The 13,987-nt window shown below is 65.5% G+C and carries 12 protein-coding genes; 8 read left to right on the forward strand and 4 right to left on the reverse strand.

Going from position 1 to position 13,987, the window contains the following annotated elements; translation table 11 throughout:
- From otnI to AC3ANN_RS01610, 3 genes are read left to right on the forward strand one after another with little or no spacing between them, the layout of a single operon-like run.
- The gene (gene otnI, locus AC3ANN_RS01600) at positions 1-804 is read left to right on the forward strand and encodes a 2-oxo-tetronate isomerase (protein WP_488339264.1); all 804 of its coding nucleotides are present in this window, start codon (positions 1-3) and stop codon (positions 802-804) included.
- Positions 801-1,829 (forward strand): D-erythronate dehydrogenase, encoded by a 1,029-nt coding sequence (gene denD, locus AC3ANN_RS01605; RefSeq protein WP_488339265.1) that lies wholly within the window; start codon positions 801-803, stop codon positions 1,827-1,829. The genes otnI and denD overlap by 4 nt, the downstream gene beginning before the upstream one ends.
- A gap of 21 nt (positions 1,830-1,850) precedes the next feature.
- Positions 1,851-2,543, forward strand: a complete 693-nt coding sequence (locus tag AC3ANN_RS01610) for a FadR/GntR family transcriptional regulator (protein ID WP_488339266.1) — start codon at positions 1,851-1,853, stop codon at positions 2,541-2,543.
- A gap of 368 nt (positions 2,544-2,911) precedes the next feature.
- Here the strand turns inward: AC3ANN_RS01610 and AC3ANN_RS01615 are convergent, their stop codons facing one another.
- A complete protein-coding gene (locus AC3ANN_RS01615; RefSeq protein ID WP_488339267.1) occupies positions 2,912-3,817 on the reverse strand; it encodes a LysR family transcriptional regulator in 906 nt (301 codons plus the stop codon).
- A gap of 96 nt (positions 3,818-3,913) precedes the next feature.
- Between AC3ANN_RS01615 and AC3ANN_RS01620 the strand changes: the two genes are divergently transcribed.
- Both AC3ANN_RS01620 and AC3ANN_RS01625 read left to right on the forward strand, forming a co-directional pair.
- The gene (locus AC3ANN_RS01620) at positions 3,914-4,801 is read left to right on the forward strand and encodes an alpha/beta fold hydrolase (protein ID WP_488339268.1); all 888 of its coding nucleotides are present in this window, start codon (positions 3,914-3,916) and stop codon (positions 4,799-4,801) included.
- The gene (locus AC3ANN_RS01625) at positions 4,798-5,607 is read left to right on the forward strand and encodes an LLM class flavin-dependent oxidoreductase (RefSeq protein WP_488339269.1); all 810 of its coding nucleotides are present in this window, start codon (positions 4,798-4,800) and stop codon (positions 5,605-5,607) included. Before AC3ANN_RS01620 ends, AC3ANN_RS01625 begins: the two co-directional genes overlap by 4 nt.
- Before the next feature lie 402 nt (positions 5,608-6,009).
- Here AC3ANN_RS01625 and AC3ANN_RS01630 read toward each other — a convergent pair whose 3' ends face one another.
- The 3 genes from AC3ANN_RS01630 to AC3ANN_RS01640 all read right to left on the reverse strand — a co-directional run bounded on the left by AC3ANN_RS01630 (position 6,010) and on the right by AC3ANN_RS01640 (position 8,850).
- Complete coding sequence (locus AC3ANN_RS01630; protein ID WP_488339270.1) at positions 6,010-6,669, reverse strand: pyridoxamine 5'-phosphate oxidase family protein; 660 nt, start codon at positions 6,667-6,669, stop codon at positions 6,010-6,012.
- Between the two features lie 241 nt (positions 6,670-6,910).
- Positions 6,911-8,569: a phosphoenolpyruvate--protein phosphotransferase gene (gene ptsP / locus AC3ANN_RS01635; protein WP_488339271.1), complete on the reverse strand. Its 1,659-nt coding sequence runs from the start codon at positions 8,567-8,569 to the stop codon at positions 6,911-6,913.
- A gap of 5 nt (positions 8,570-8,574) precedes the next feature.
- Positions 8,575-8,850, reverse strand: coding sequence for an HPr family phosphocarrier protein (locus tag AC3ANN_RS01640; protein WP_488339272.1), 276 nt, complete (start codon positions 8,848-8,850; stop codon positions 8,575-8,577).
- A 751-nt stretch (positions 8,851-9,601) separates the two neighbouring features.
- On the opposite strand from AC3ANN_RS01640, the gene AC3ANN_RS01645 reads away from it, so the two are divergent.
- Genes AC3ANN_RS01645 through AC3ANN_RS01655 form a run of 3 tightly spaced genes read left to right on the forward strand, consistent with a single transcriptional unit; the run spans position 9,602 to position 13,960 of the window.
- The gene (locus AC3ANN_RS01645; RefSeq protein WP_488339273.1) at positions 9,602-11,515 is read left to right on the forward strand and encodes a glucose PTS transporter subunit IIA; all 1,914 of its coding nucleotides are present in this window, start codon (positions 9,602-9,604) and stop codon (positions 11,513-11,515) included.
- A gap of 37 nt (positions 11,516-11,552) precedes the next feature.
- Positions 11,553-12,992 (forward strand): 6-phospho-beta-glucosidase, encoded by a 1,440-nt coding sequence (locus tag AC3ANN_RS01650; RefSeq protein ID WP_488339274.1) that lies wholly within the window; start codon positions 11,553-11,555, stop codon positions 12,990-12,992.
- Positions 12,993-13,051: 59 nt separating this feature from the next.
- The gene (locus AC3ANN_RS01655; protein WP_488339275.1) at positions 13,052-13,960 is read left to right on the forward strand and encodes a PRD domain-containing protein; all 909 of its coding nucleotides are present in this window, start codon (positions 13,052-13,054) and stop codon (positions 13,958-13,960) included.
- Positions 13,961-13,987: the final 27 nt, after the last annotated feature.

Genomic DNA, 13,987 nt, shown 5'->3' on the forward strand with positions numbered 1-13,987 from the left:
ATGGTGAATCTCGCAGCCAACCTGACGATGCTCTACCCGCATCTGCAGTTCCTGGACCGTTTCGACGCAGCCGCTGCCGACGGGCTCCGTGCTGTCGAGTTCCTCTTTCCCTACGACTACGAACCCGCCGAGCTCCGGCGACGGCTGGATTACAACGGACTGTCCCAGGTGCTGTTCAACGCGCCGCCCGGCGAGTGGGACGCCGGAGAACGCGGCGTCGCCTCCCTGCCTGGGAGAGAGCGGGAGTTCCGAGACGGCGTGGAGCGGGCGCTCGAGTACGCCCAGCAGCTGGCATGCCCGCAAGTTCACGTCATGGCGGGCAACGTCCCAGCAACCTCGGCGAGAGCGGACTACCTCGGCCGGTACAAGGACCAACTGGCCTGGGCTGCCGACCGGGCGACGGGAACGGGAGTGCGGTTGCTCATCGAGCCGCTCAACCACCGAGACATGCCAGGCTACCTGCTGACCAACCAATCGGAAGCACACGCTGTCGTTTCCGACATCGACCCCATCAACATGGCAGTCCAGCTCGACCTGTACCACTGCCAGATCACCGAGGGCGATCTGACGGTGACCATCGAACGGGGAGTCACCTCTAACAGCGTCGCGCACATCCAGATCGCCAGTGTCCCCGACCGTCGGGAACCCGACCACGGTGAGGTGGACTTCGCCCACATCCTCGCGCTTCTAGACCGGCTGGGTTATGTGGGCGCGGTGGGTCTCGAGTACCGCCCGGCTGGGGATACCAGCAAAGGACTGCAGCGGTTTCTTACAACTGTTCGCAAGCGAGGAGTATCAGTATGAGAGTCGTGATCACCGGAGGGTCTGGCTTCTTGGGTCACATCCTGGCAGAGCGCCTATTGAGTCGTGACGTGTTTCGTGGGGAACGCATCACCGAGCTCGTTCTGCTCGACCGGATCACCCGCGGCATCCCGTGGGGTGACGACCGCGTCACGCACGTCGAGGGTGACCTTCTCGACCTTCTTCCCCGCGTGTTTCAGGATCCTGTCGACGTCATCTTCCATTTGGCGGCGGCCGTTAGCGCCGAGTGCGAGATCGACTTCGATCTCGGGATGCGAAGCAATCTGCAGACGACGCAGGCGCTTCTGGAGCGCGCGCGAGCCCAGATCAGTTCCGGGGGTCCGCGCGCAGTGGTGGTCTTTGCGAGCAGCGTGGCCGTGTACGGTTCTGACCCTGAGGTGCCGGCTCCGCTCCGGATCCGCGAGCACGACCTACCCCTCCCCGCCTCGAGTTATGGAACGCAGAAGGCAATAGCGGAGACCCTCATCGCGGACTACACGCGTAAAGGGTTCCTTGACGGCCGTACAGTCCGGCTTATGACGGTCGCTGTTCGACCGGGCGCCCCGAATGGCGCTGCGTCAGGATTCATCTCGGGAATCGTTCGGGAACCTCTTAGCGGCGTCGTTGCGGTATGCCCCGTCGACCCATCGCTCGAGATCGCGCTGGCCTCGCCGCAGTCCACCATTCGCGGACTGATCAGAGTCGCCGAAGTCGAGCGCGGGTTTGGCCCCGGGGAACTCTCCGGCCGACTGCCTGTCAATCTCCCAGCTCTCACAGTGACGGTCGCGCAGATCCTGGAGGCTCTGCGCCGTGTCGCCGGGGACGAAGCGTTCAGCCTCGTCGATGTCCAGCCCGACCCGGCCGTGGAGGCCATCGTAGGTTCATGGCCGGCACATTTCGACAACCGCCGAGCAGCCGGACTTGGAATCGTGGGTGACGCCACCATCGACGATGTTGTGGAGCAGTACATTCGGGACTACGGTACGGTCGCCGGGCCGTCGGCAGGCCTCGCCCAACGGGATCGATAGGCTGACCTCGTGCTACCTAAGATGACGTCCTCAACGCGGCTCACCGACCGTGTCGCTGCAACGCTGCTGGAGGAGATCACCAGTGGGCGGCTGGCAGAGGGCGAGAAGCTGCCCACCGAGACGCAGCTCGTGGAACAGCTTGGGGTGAGCCGTACCGTCGTTCGTGAGGCGATCACTCTGCTCCGAAACTCTGGGGTCGTTGAATCACGACAGGGCGTCGGCGTCTTCGTGCTCCCAAGCCGAATCGCCCCACTCGACTTGTCCGACGAATCGGCGCCGAGCGTGTCGCTTGCGCTGAGGGTTCTCGAAGTGCGTGAGCCGCTCGAGGTAGCCGCCGCCCGCTTGGCAGCTGAGAGGTCATCTCCAGAACAACGCCGCGAAATCCGTACGGCGCTCGATGCGGTGGACTCTGCCCTCGACAATGGAGACGACGGCGTCAAGGAGGACCTCGCTTTTCACGCCAGAATCGCAGCGGCGACCGGTAATCCAGTTCTCGCCTCGACAGTTTCCTACCTCGGCGAAGTCATGGAGGATGGCATACGCACCAGCCGCAGAATCGAATCCCTACGATCGGACTTCATGGCGGCGGTCCGCGAAGAACACCGCGCAATTCTGGCGGCCATCGACGGCCGCGACGGCGAAGCCGCGTCCCTCGCCGCCGCCGAACATCTCCACAATGCGGCCATACGCCTTCGCGCGAGCGAGAACACCTAGCGCGTTCCTCCCATGTGCTGAGCCCGGTTGCCGCCGGTTGCGTTGGGTTTGGCGGTCGGCTGGGGACCACGTAGCGGCGAACTTACGCGCGGGTAGGTTCGCGGCCATGGAGAAGGTCTGAGTCGACGGCCTCGAAGGGTACCGGAAATCCGCACTGCCGGACATCAGACTAAAGAGGCGGCCCGCCTCCCCCCGACGTCACAGCGGCCGCCGGCGGCCACAGGTAGCACCCACTCAGACGGTGCCCACACCCGGCGGGCCCGCATGAGCAGTTCATTGAGACGTCATCGCCGCCGGCAAACGAAAGGTGGAATCTCGCTCACGGACTGACGCGATCCGACACGGCACCCCCTGTCGTACAAGTCCCGTCATACACTGACGGGTGGATGGGCGAGTTCGGCTGCGACTTCGACGGCGAGCTCGATCGCGCGGCGGGTGAGGGGCGACTGCGAGTGCCTACTCCGCCAGTGGAGGTAGATCGGGCGCGGCGGCACCGGCGGCCTCAACTCATGAATGCGGAGCCGGGGGTCGGACTCGACGCCCGCACCGTGGATGGCAAGCCACGGCATGACCGTGGAACCGAGGCCCGCCAGCACCATCGACATCTGCGCATCGTTGACTGCGGTGCGGAATACGACCCGCGGTCGAGCGCCACCGCGTGCCAATGCCTGCTCCATGCCGGATTGGTCCCCCTTGAGTGGCCAGGCCACCATGGGCGCGTCATCGAGCGACCGCAGGGGCACCGGTCCCTCGGGGAAGGCCTCTGGGGCCGCGACCAGCAGATAGGGATCGTCGAGCAACTTGACATGCTCGACGTCGTCCTCGATGAACCCGTCGTAGAAGAGCAGGTCTAGGTCGCCGATTCGTGGCTTGTCGGCCTCCTCCTCCGACAGCCTGATGTCGCAGTTCGGGAATTCGTCACGCAGCCTGCGCACGACCGAGGGCAGAATCACGGTGGACACGCTCTGAAACGTGCCGATGTCGATCCTGCCGTCACCGGCCTTGAAGCGGTCGACGGCTTCCGTCAGGGCCTCGGCCCTTGCCAAGAGTTCGCGACCCTGAGCAAGGACCACAGCACCCAGGGGTGTGACCCGTACCGGCCGGGGCCCTCCGGGCCGCTCGAAAACGGACCCATCGACGACCCGCTCGAGCGCGGCGATCTGCTGGCTGATGGTGGACTGCGTGTACCCGAGGCGCACGGCGGCCCTTTGGAACGACCCCTCCTCTACGATGGCCACCATCGCCTTCAGGTGACGCAATTCGATCTCTGCCATGCAGCAAACCGTAGCAATGAACATTGCGCTTTGCGATCTAAACGATTGCAGATAATCGCTTTTCTTGATCTCTTCGCACGCTCTAGCGTGTGTCCCATGACCATTCCTCACGCTCACGACGAGCAGATGCTCCGCGTCGGCGATATCGACCTGTGCGTACAGGCGTTCGGCGATCCGACGACCCCCGCGATGTTGCTCGTCCACGGTGCGGAGGCATCCATGGACTGGTGGGAAGACGACTTCTGCGCACGCCTCGCGGCGGGCGGCCGCCATGTCATCCGATACGACGCCCGAGACACGGGCCGCTCCACGACGTTCCCGCCTGGCCGGCCGTCGTACGGTGGCGACGCACTGATCACGGACGCCGTCGGCGTGCTCGACGGTCTCGGCGTCGCTCCAGCGCACATCGTCGGCATGTCGATGGGTGGCGGCATCGCCCAGCATCTGGCGGTGCGCTACCCCGAGCGGGTCGCCTCGCTCACCCTCATAGCTAGCACTCCAGATGGACGGGACAGCCAGAGCCGCCGCCAACTCCCGCCGATGAGCGACGAACTCGCCCAGAAATTCGCGCAAGCCGCCGACGACACTCCTGTCTGGAACGACCGAGAAGCAGTCATCGCCTACTACATCGACGGCGAGCGAATGCTGGCGGGCACCATCCCCGTCGATGAGGCGCGGATGCGCGGAATCGTGGGGCGATCGTGGGACCGCAGTCCGTCGCCCGCCTCGGCACAGAATCATTGGAGGCTTGACAGCGGCGAACCCCTCGACGACCGCCTCGGACGGATCACCGTGCCCACGCTGGTGCTGCACGGCACCGCCGACCCGCTGTTCCCGTACGCGCACGGCGAGGCGCTAGCGGAGGAGATCCCAGGCGCGCGGATCGTCCCGCTCGAGGGGATGGGCCATCAGACACCCCCGCCCGAACTCTGGGACATCGCGGTCGCCGAGATTCTCGCGATCTCTGAAAGTCCCCGACGATGAATCGGCTTCGCTCGGCGCTCTGGCTCCCCCTCTTCGACGACCTCGCCGACCCGCGGCTGGTTGCGCGTTTGGCCGCCGATGCTGAGGAGACCGGCTGGGACGGCTTCTTCGTGTGGGATCACCTGTCCTGGCGGGAGCCTGTCACCCGGGTCGCCGACCCGTGGATCGCCCTGGCGGCCATCGCCACCTCCACTGAGCGAGTGCGTCTGGGCCCGATGGTGACCGCGCTGGCCCGCCGGCGGCCCGCGAAAGTTGCAAGGGAGACCGCGACGCTGGATCATCTGAGCTCCGGTCGCCTCACGCTCGGCATAGGCCTCGGCAGCGACCGATTCGGCCGCGAGTTCTCCAAGACCGGCGAAGAACTGGATGACAGGAAACGCGCCGAGATGCTCGACGAGTCGGTGGAAATCCTCACGGCCGCGTGGTCGGGCACGCCGGTCCGCCATGAGGGCGAGCACTACCTCGTAGACGACATCGCGTTCAACCCTCGACCGGTACAGCGTCCCGGGGTGCCGATGTGGGCTGCCGGATTTGCGGGCAAGAAGAACCCGATCCGCCGCGCAGCCCGGCTCGACGGCTACTTTCCCGTGAACCTCGAGGAGGCCGATCAGCTCTCGGAAGCCGTCGCCGTCCTGACGCGGATGCGGGGCGGCGACATGGCCCATTACGACATCGCCGTCAGCCTCCCACCCAGGGTCGATCCCGCGCCATACGCGCACGCCGGCGCGACGTGGTGGATGCCGGAGATCGATCCCGGAACGACGATCGACGCCGTGCGCGGCATCCTCCGCGACGGTCCAGTCTGAGAGGAGGTGATCCGATGATCGTCCTGATCGTGACTGGAGTCATCAGCTTTCTGGCTGTTGCCGCCACCGTGCACGCCACCCGCACCGACGGGTACCGACGCCTGCCCATGCGCTGACCCGACAAGCATCGCCGAGTTGGAAATGGGGCGGGCGATCTCTGGAGCGACACGGTCCAGCTGCGTCTCTCGCTGCTGCAGAGCATCTTCACAACGCCGCGCTTCCGCCTCCGCGCAAGCGAGAACGCCTAACGGGTTCCCCAGCTCCTGCCCCAGGTCGCCGGGGTTGTGTTGGTGGGACCGGCCAGCGAGCCGCTATACCGCTGACCGCCCGCACCCAACGGCCGCTGGCGGGCAGCACGCGCGCATCGAGCCAGGCATCCCGCCGCGTTGCGCGAGCGCAGTGCTAGTACATCGTCCGCTCGTACTCTCGCTCAAGATCCTCATCGATGCGCTGCATCTCAACCTGGCTTGCCGGAGTCGCCCCGGTCTGGTCGCGAATCATCCTCGACAACGACGGTAGCTCTCCTTTGGAGACCTGTTGGGCGGGGTCCCACAGCCGTGAGCGTTTGAAAGCCTTCGCGCAATGCAGGAACACCTCGGACACATCGACCACGAGCGCCACCTTGGGGGGTCGGCCTTTGACAGCCATGGTCCCCAACAGGTGCGGATCCGTCGTGATCGTCGCGTGCCCGTTCACACGAAGCGTGTCGTCGCTGCCCGGGATGATGAACAGCAGTCCCACCGCCGGGTTGCTGAGGATGTTGGTCAGGCTGTCGAGCCGGTTATTGCCGGGTCGGTCGGGGATCGCCAAGGTGCTGGAGTCGACCACACGGACGAAACCGGGAGGGTCGCCGCGGGGACTAACGTCAGCATTGCCGGTTGCGTCCTGCGTTCCGATGCACACGAAAGGCGACCGGTCGATGAAGGCTCGTGCGTGCACGTCCAGTTCAGCGAGAACCTTTTCTTCTGCCAGGGAGGTCACGTCATGGAACAGGCGCCGCAACTGCGATTCATCGCGGATGGCGTGATGGTCCAGCCCGGGAAGGTCGCCGTTGGTCGTCATGACGGAGCTCTCATTCCAAGAGTGGAAGGGTACGTGACAACGACCGATCGAGGGGTGGGGTTCCCTTCCGGTTACGTGCACCTCTATTAGTGGTCTATGTCAACATATCCCACGGACTCGCAAACCGGAACAGTCAGCGTTCGAGCTGAGCGTGCGTCGAAGTGCTGCACACCGCGGATCATGCGAGGTCCGGTGGACGCGGGCCGAGCCGGACGAGACCTTAGATCACTGCATTGGACACCTACTCAAGTCGGGTCGCCGCTTCGGCGGCGGAGCGGGCGGATGCCGCGTCCGAGGCGGCGAGGGCGGCTGCGGCGATCTCGCGAGCGTCGTCGAGAGTGTGCTGCAGCAGGGTGGCTCGCACGTCGGCGAGCGCGGTGGGGGCCATCGACAGACTCGTGGCGCCGAGGCCCACGAGCACGACAGCCAGCAGCGGATCCGCGGCGGCCTCGCCGCAGATGCCGACGGGCTTGCCGTGAGTGCGCCCGGCTTCGCCCACCTCGCGGATGAGGCGGAGCACTGCCGGATGCCACGGGTCCTGGAAGGTGGCCACCGAGCCGAGCAGGCGGTCGGCGGCGAGCGTGTACTGGGTGAGGTCGTTGGTGCCGATCGAGGCGAAGTCGGCGTGCTCGAGGATGTGGCCGGCGAGCAGCGCCGACGAGGGCACCTCGACCATGACGCCCGCGGTCTTGACGCCGTAGTCGCGCGCGATGTCGACGAAGTACTCGGTCTCTTCGACCGTCGCCACCATCGGCGCCATCACCCACAGGTCGGCGTTCGTGGCGGCATCCGCCTCGGCGAGCGCGGTGAGCTGCTCGCGCAGGATGTCTTCACTCGCGCGCAGGGCTCGCAGGCCTCTGAGGCCCAGAGCCGGGTTCTCCTCGTGCGCGTCGTTGAGGAACGCGAGCGGCTTGTCGGCGCCCGCGTCCAGGACGCGCACGACGACCTTCTTGCCGGGGAACGCCGCCAGGAGCCTCGTGTACGCCTCGCGCTGCTGCTCGACGGTCGGCGCCTGGTTCGCGCTCAGGAACAGGAACTCGGTGCGGAACAGCCCCACGCCCTCGGCCCCGAGCGCGACGGCCTCCGCCGCCCCGTCGGCGTTGCCGAGGTTCGCCAGCAGCGGCACCGCGGTCCCGTCGGCGAGGGCGCCGTCGGTGATCGGAGCCGATGCCGCGGCCGCGCGGTCTGCGGCGCGACGGCTCGCGCGATCGAGCTCGTCGGGCGTCGGCGCCGTCGTCACGACGCCGGCGGCGGCATCCACGATCACGGTCTCGCCGTCGCGGAGCCCGGTCGCCGAGGTCGCACCGACGACGGCCACGATCGACTTCTCGCGCGCCAGGATCGCGGTGTGCGAGGTCGGCCCGCCCTCGGTGGTGACCAGCGCCAGCACCTTGTCGAGATCGAGCAGAGCGGTGTCGGCCGGCGCGAGATCCTTCGCGACGAGCACGAACGGATGCCCCGGATCGGGGACGCCCGGAGCCGCCACGCCGCGCAGCCGCGCGATGACCCGCTGCGCGACGTCGTCGAGGTCGGCGGCGCGCTCGCCGAGGTAGCCCCCGAGCGCCGTGAGCTGCTCTCGGAACGACGCGAACGCGTCGAAAACCGCGAACTCGCCGGTCCTGCCCTGTGCCAGTCGCGCGTTCACCTCGTCGGCGAGCGACGGGTCCTCGGCCATCATCGCCTGCGCCTCGAGCACCTCCTGCGCAGCGCCGCCGGCCTGGGCTCCGCGCGCCTCGAGCTCGCGCGCGACGGCGGCCACGGCATCCGTCACCCGCGCCTTCTCCTCGTCGGCGCTGAGCGTGCTCGGCGCATCGGACGGAGCCGGGAGAGGCTCCGCCATGCGCGCGACGGGGCCCTGCGCGATGCCCAGTCCGATTCCGACCCCTCGAAGCTCTGCCATGTCGCTCACTCCGCGTCGTGGTCGGTCGTCAGCAGTTCGGCCAGCGTGTCGAGCGTCGCCTCGGCGCCGTCGCCGTCCGCGGTGAGGGTCACGTAGTCGCCCTGCTCGACGCCCAGCGCGATCACTCCGAGGATGCTCGCCGCGTTCACCGGGCTGCCCGAGCCCTTGGCGACGGTGACGGGGATGCCGGCATCCTTCGCCGCCTGCGCGAACAGCTTCGCCGGACGTGCGTGGAGTCCGTGGGACGAGCCGATGCGGACCGTGCGGGAGATGGGTGGCATATCGTGACCTCTCGATCTTCATTAGCTCGGGGACCCAGCATCGCGACGGCGAGCTGGCAAGTTGCGGACGGTCTCGGTTATGGCGACTCCCTCCGAAACGGTGGATCACCGCCTCGATCCGGAGGACGCGACGCTGACGCACGTTTGTGCGACCAGCGGAGCTCGTCGAACATTCCGACGGTGAACACGACGCGACGCATCTTCCGCGGCCTCGCCGGCGGGTGCGATGCGTGAGCCTATGACGAAACTCCAACGGGGTTCTTGCCTCGAATGAGTAACACGCCCGCGTCACGAGCACGATACTGTCAGCCGCCTTTGTAGGCAACCGAACGCCGAGGGGGCCACACCCGTTCGGTTCGTTCTGCGTGACGTCGGATGCCAGCACACCCTCCGCAATGTGGAGAGCGCTGTTCAACTCGTTGAGTGCCGGACCGAGGGGAAACCCCGGAGAGCCTCGGACGTCCTCGCGCTCCGAGATTCGGAAATGTTCATAACGATAGTTGCGGCGGTTCGAATCGAAAGGTATATTCCTCGTGAACGCGGGCCTGTTACTCATGCGAGGCAAGAACCCCGTCGCAACTCCGTGTCGGAGTTGACGAACTCACTCCCGGTGGCGAAGCCGCCTCCCGAAGTGTCTCTCCTCGCATGTCCGTGCAACCGTTCGCACGTCTCCACTGACCTCGCGGACCTCGTACGAGAGTCGTCAGCATCCGAACGCGGGTTCCGTCCCACTGTTCCATTGGAGATGCTCATGGCTGAGACAGTCCGCAACTACCCGAAACTCGCCAGCGAGATTCTTGATCTTGTCGGCGGCGAAACCAACGTCCGCGCCGCGTCGCATTGCGCAACGCGTCTGCGGCTCGTCCTGAACGACACCCCCGCAGACGCGAAAGAACGAGTCGCAGCTCTGCCTGGCGTGATTACCGTCATCGAGGCCGGCGGACAGTTCCAGGTCGTCATCGGCTCTCATGTGGCCGAGGTGCATGAAGCGCTGACGAAGGACCGCAACCTCGAGACCGACGTGAAGGCATCTGCGCCAAAGGCTTCTCTCCTCAGCCGCTTCATCGCGATGATGTCGGCGGTGTTCGCGCCGTTTCTGTACATCCTGGCCGCCGGGGGGCTGCTACAAGGTGCGCTGATCGTCATCCGATTGATTTGGCCGGGCTTCACGGGGACTGGAACGGACCTCGTCCTCTCGATGATCTCGTGGTCCCCATTCGTCTTTCTTCCGATCCTCATTGCGATCACTGCGTCGAAGCACTTCCGAGTCAGCACGCTGATCGCGGTGCTCTGCTGCGCGGCGCTGGTCAGCCCCGGCTGGGCGGACCTGGCCGCCCGCGTTGAAGGCGGTGAGCCTCTCGATCTGTTCGGTCTTGCACTGAACGCCACCACCTACACGGCGACCGTGCTGCCCGCGCTGCTGCTCGTGTGGCTGTTGTCCTATCTTGAGCCGTTCCTCAACCGCTACCTCCGGGGGGTGGCTCGGTCCATCCTGGTGCCGCTGGTGTCAGTGCTCCTCCTGGTGCCGCTGGTGCTCCTCGTCATCGGGCCGCTGTCGGCCGCGGGAGCCGCTGGTGTCGCCGACGGGTACAACTGGCTGGTGGAAGCTGCACCGGTGGTTGCGGCTGGCCTTATCGGCGGGTTCTGGCAGATCGTGGTGATCTTCGGCGTCCACTGGGGCTTCACCCCGTTCGTGCTGAACAACTTCGAACGCTTCGGCGAGGACTCTTTCCAGGCATTCCAGACCGCTGCCGTCGTTGCACAGGTCGGCGCCGCACTGGGCGTGTTCCTCAAGACGCGGAGCAAGGAAATGCGTGGAGTCTCCGGTGCGGCGACCGTCACTGGCATCTTCGGCATCACCGAGCCGACAATCTACGGTGTCACTCTTCGGCTCAAGCGCCCCTTCATCATCGCGTGCATCACCGGTGCCGCCGGTGCCATCATCATGGCGCTGTTCGGGACCCGCTACTACGCCTTCGCCGGCCTTCCGAGCCTGCTCACCATCGTGAACGCCATCAACCCGGAGAATCCGGCCTCGTTCATCGGCATGGTCATCGGTGTGGGTGTCGCGTTCATCGGCGCCGCGGTGCTTTCGTACTTCATCGGGTTCAAGGACATCCCTGACCCCAGCCTCGGCGACGGTAGGGCGCCGACGACTGATGACGATGCCACCTCGCGGTTCGCCGACGCGATTGCTTCGGCGGACGGGCAGCTGGTGGTGGCCAACCCGATCTCCGGCACAGTCTTGCCCCTGGATCGCACACCTGACGACGCGTTCGCCACAGGCGCTATGGGTGCAGGCGTGGCTATCGACCCCGCGGAGGGCCGTGTAATGGCACCATTTGACGGAACGGTGGCGGCCGTGTTCCCAACGAAGCATGCAGTCGGTCTCATCTCCAACGACGGGCTAGAGGTCCTCATCCATATCGGGATCAACACGGTCCAACTTCAGGGCTCACACTTCACCGCCCACGCGAAGGTCGGCGACGAGGTGACCGCGGGTGACCTCCTCGTCGAGTTCGACGCCGATGCGATCCGAGATGCCGGCTACTCGCTGATCACTCCCGTCATCGTCACCAATGAAGACTCCTACAGCGGCTTTGTCGCCGCGCCCGGCGGGCAACTGGATGCAGGCCAGCCTGTGCTCGTCGCCACCCGCGCCTGAACGACCCACGACTACTGCAAGCAAAAGGAAACGAAGAATGAGCAGACTCCCCGAAGATTTCCTCTGGGGCGGAGCCGTTGCAGGACACCAGGTCGAAGGTGGTTGGAACGCCGGCGGCAAAGGCCCAAGCATCGTCGATGTACTCACTGCCGGCGCGCACGGCGTCCCTCGACGCATCACCGAAACGGTCGAGACAGACGAGTCCTACCCGAACCACGTCGCCGTCGATCACTACCACCGGTTTCGCGAGGATGTCGCCCTCTTCGCAGAAATGGGACTGAAGTGCTTCCGCACCTCCATCCAATGGGCTCGCATCTTCCCGCTGGGTGACGAGATTGAACCCAACGAGGAAGGGCTGGCCTTTTACGACGCGCTCTTCGACGAGTTGCTCAAGCACAACATCCAGCCCGTCGTCACCCTCTCCCACTTCGAGATGCCGCTGCACTTGGCCCAGAAGTACGGCGGCTTCCGCAATCGCGCGCTGGTGGAGTTCTTCGAGCGCTTCGCACGCGTCTGCTTCGAACGCTTCGGGTCCAAGGTGCGCTACTGGATGACGTTCAACGAGATCAACAACCAGTTCGACACCCGAAATCCGCTGTACCTGTGGACCAATTCCGGGGTCCGCCTGGCGCCCGACGAGGACCCGCGGGCAGTTGTGCTTCGCGTCGCCCACAACGAGCTCCTGGCATCCGCGCTCGCCGTCAAGGCTGCTCACGAGGTGAACCCCGACTTGCAGGTCGGCGGCATGGTGTCGTTCGTGCCGATCTACCCTCACTCCTGCGATCCGCAGGACATTGAGGCGGCACAGGTCGCCAACCGCAGCCGCTACTTCTTCTTCGACGTGCACGCCCGCGGGCACTATCCGGCGTACGCGGTCCGCGAGCGGGAGAAGCACGGGTATGACATCGGGTGGGAGGACGGCGACGCCGAGATCCTCGCCGCCGGGAAAGTGGATTACCTCGGCCTCAGCTACTACATGTCCACGACGGTGAAGGCCGGCGCGCACACCGATGAGCTGAGCGCCGCAGGCGGCCTGCCGAACTCGGTCCCGAACCCCTACATTGCTGAGAGCGACTGGGGATGGCCAGTGGATCCGGTCGGTCTGCGCTACTCCCTGAACGTTCTCACCGAACGCTACGAGCTACCGCTGTTCATCGTCGAAAACGGCTTCGGCGCCATCGACGAAATCAACGACGACGGCTCTATCGACGATGACGCGCGAATCGAGTACCTCCGTGCGCACATCGAACAGATGGAATTGGCGGTCATCGAAGACGGTGTCGACCTCATCGGGTACACCCCGTGGGGGATCATCGACATCGTGTCGTACACCACAGGTGAGTACAAGAAACGGTACGGGATGATCTACGTCGACCGTCACGACGATGGCACCGGCACCTTCGACCGCGCGAAGAAGAAATCCTTCGGGTGGTACGCCGATGTCATCAAAGCAGGCACCGTCGCACAGACGCGCTAAGCGCGAACGGCAGTCTCAACGGTGAGTTTGTCGCAGCTCCAAGGCACGAAGGATCAGGGATGCAAAGTCGCACAGGAACGCTGGTTCGCGTTCTGAACAACAATGCAATCTTGGTAGATGCGTCTGGCGACCGCGTCATCCTCCTCGGGCGGGGGATCGGTTTCGGTAAGCACCTCGGCGATGTGATCAGCATCTCCGACGCGTCGGAAATCTTCGCTCCGTCCAACGCTTTGGAGCTGCGACAGCTCGCAGAGTTCGCGCGCGAGATCCCGTGGGACGTCTTTCGTGTTGCGCGGCGTGCGCTCGAAAACGCGCGTGACCAACAGCGGCCAACCAATCAGGCACTGCTCCTTTCTGTCGCCGATCACCTCCACTACGCCCTCGAGCGAGCTCGAACGGGGACCAAGGTGGACTTCCCGCTTCGGTGGGAGATCGCGCAGCTCTATCCGCACGAGATGAAGCTGGGTCAGGAGACCGTCGACCTTGCGAACGTCCTCCTCGGAGGCGAGACCCGGCTTGACCCTGACGAGGCGACCGCGTTCGCGATGCACTTCGTTAATGCGCAGTTCGCGGCCACCGATCTTTCCCACACGGTGGCCATGACGACGTCACTTCACGACGTCGTCAAGGTCGTCGAAGAGGCGTTTGGGCCGGCCGCCACAGCCGACCCCACCAGCGTCGCCCGCTTCATTACGCACCTGCGCTACCTATTCGCGAGAGTGACGACACGCACGCAGATCGCCGAAGCGCCATCGGTGCTGCTCACAGCCGTCCGCGACGCGTATCCGGAGGTTGCCGCCGCGACCGACCAAGTGCGGGAGGTTGTCGAGCGCGGCGGGGAGAAGCTCAGCGACGCTGAGGTGTGCTACCTCGACATCCACCTTTCTCGCCTCTGGAGTCTGGCGAACAGCGGCGAAGCGGACAGGCTTGCGCCTGCCCCGAGACCTCCGACGAGCGACACCACGTAGGCTGCCGCCGGGTACGCAATGCTCATG

The organism is Microbacterium sp. STRO-2N (assembly GCF_057747775.1).

Excerpts from the sequence above, each read along its gene's own strand:
- otnI (WP_488339264.1), top strand. The coding sequence starts at position 1 with ATGGTGAATCTCGCAGCCAACCTGACGATGCTCTACCCGCATCTGCAG.
- denD (WP_488339265.1), top strand. The coding sequence starts at position 801 with ATGAGAGTCGTGATCACCGGAGGGTCTGGCTTCTTGGGTCACATCCTG.
- AC3ANN_RS01610 (WP_488339266.1), top strand. The coding sequence starts at position 1,851 with ATGACGTCCTCAACGCGGCTCACCGACCGTGTCGCTGCAACGCTGCTG.
- AC3ANN_RS01615 (WP_488339267.1), bottom strand. The coding sequence starts at position 3,817 with ATGGCAGAGATCGAATTGCGTCACCTGAAGGCGATGGTGGCCATCGTA.
- AC3ANN_RS01620 (WP_488339268.1), top strand. The coding sequence starts at position 3,914 with ATGACCATTCCTCACGCTCACGACGAGCAGATGCTCCGCGTCGGCGAT.
- AC3ANN_RS01625 (WP_488339269.1), top strand. The coding sequence starts at position 4,798 with ATGAATCGGCTTCGCTCGGCGCTCTGGCTCCCCCTCTTCGACGACCTC.
- AC3ANN_RS01630 (WP_488339270.1), bottom strand. The coding sequence starts at position 6,669 with ATGACGACCAACGGCGACCTTCCCGGGCTGGACCATCACGCCATCCGC.
- ptsP (WP_488339271.1), bottom strand. The coding sequence starts at position 8,569 with ATGGCAGAGCTTCGAGGGGTCGGAATCGGACTGGGCATCGCGCAGGGC.
- AC3ANN_RS01640 (WP_488339272.1), bottom strand. The coding sequence starts at position 8,850 with ATGCCACCCATCTCCCGCACGGTCCGCATCGGCTCGTCCCACGGACTC.
- AC3ANN_RS01645 (WP_488339273.1), top strand. The coding sequence starts at position 9,602 with ATGGCTGAGACAGTCCGCAACTACCCGAAACTCGCCAGCGAGATTCTT.
- AC3ANN_RS01650 (WP_488339274.1), top strand. The coding sequence starts at position 11,553 with ATGAGCAGACTCCCCGAAGATTTCCTCTGGGGCGGAGCCGTTGCAGGA.
- AC3ANN_RS01655 (WP_488339275.1), top strand. The coding sequence starts at position 13,052 with ATGCAAAGTCGCACAGGAACGCTGGTTCGCGTTCTGAACAACAATGCA.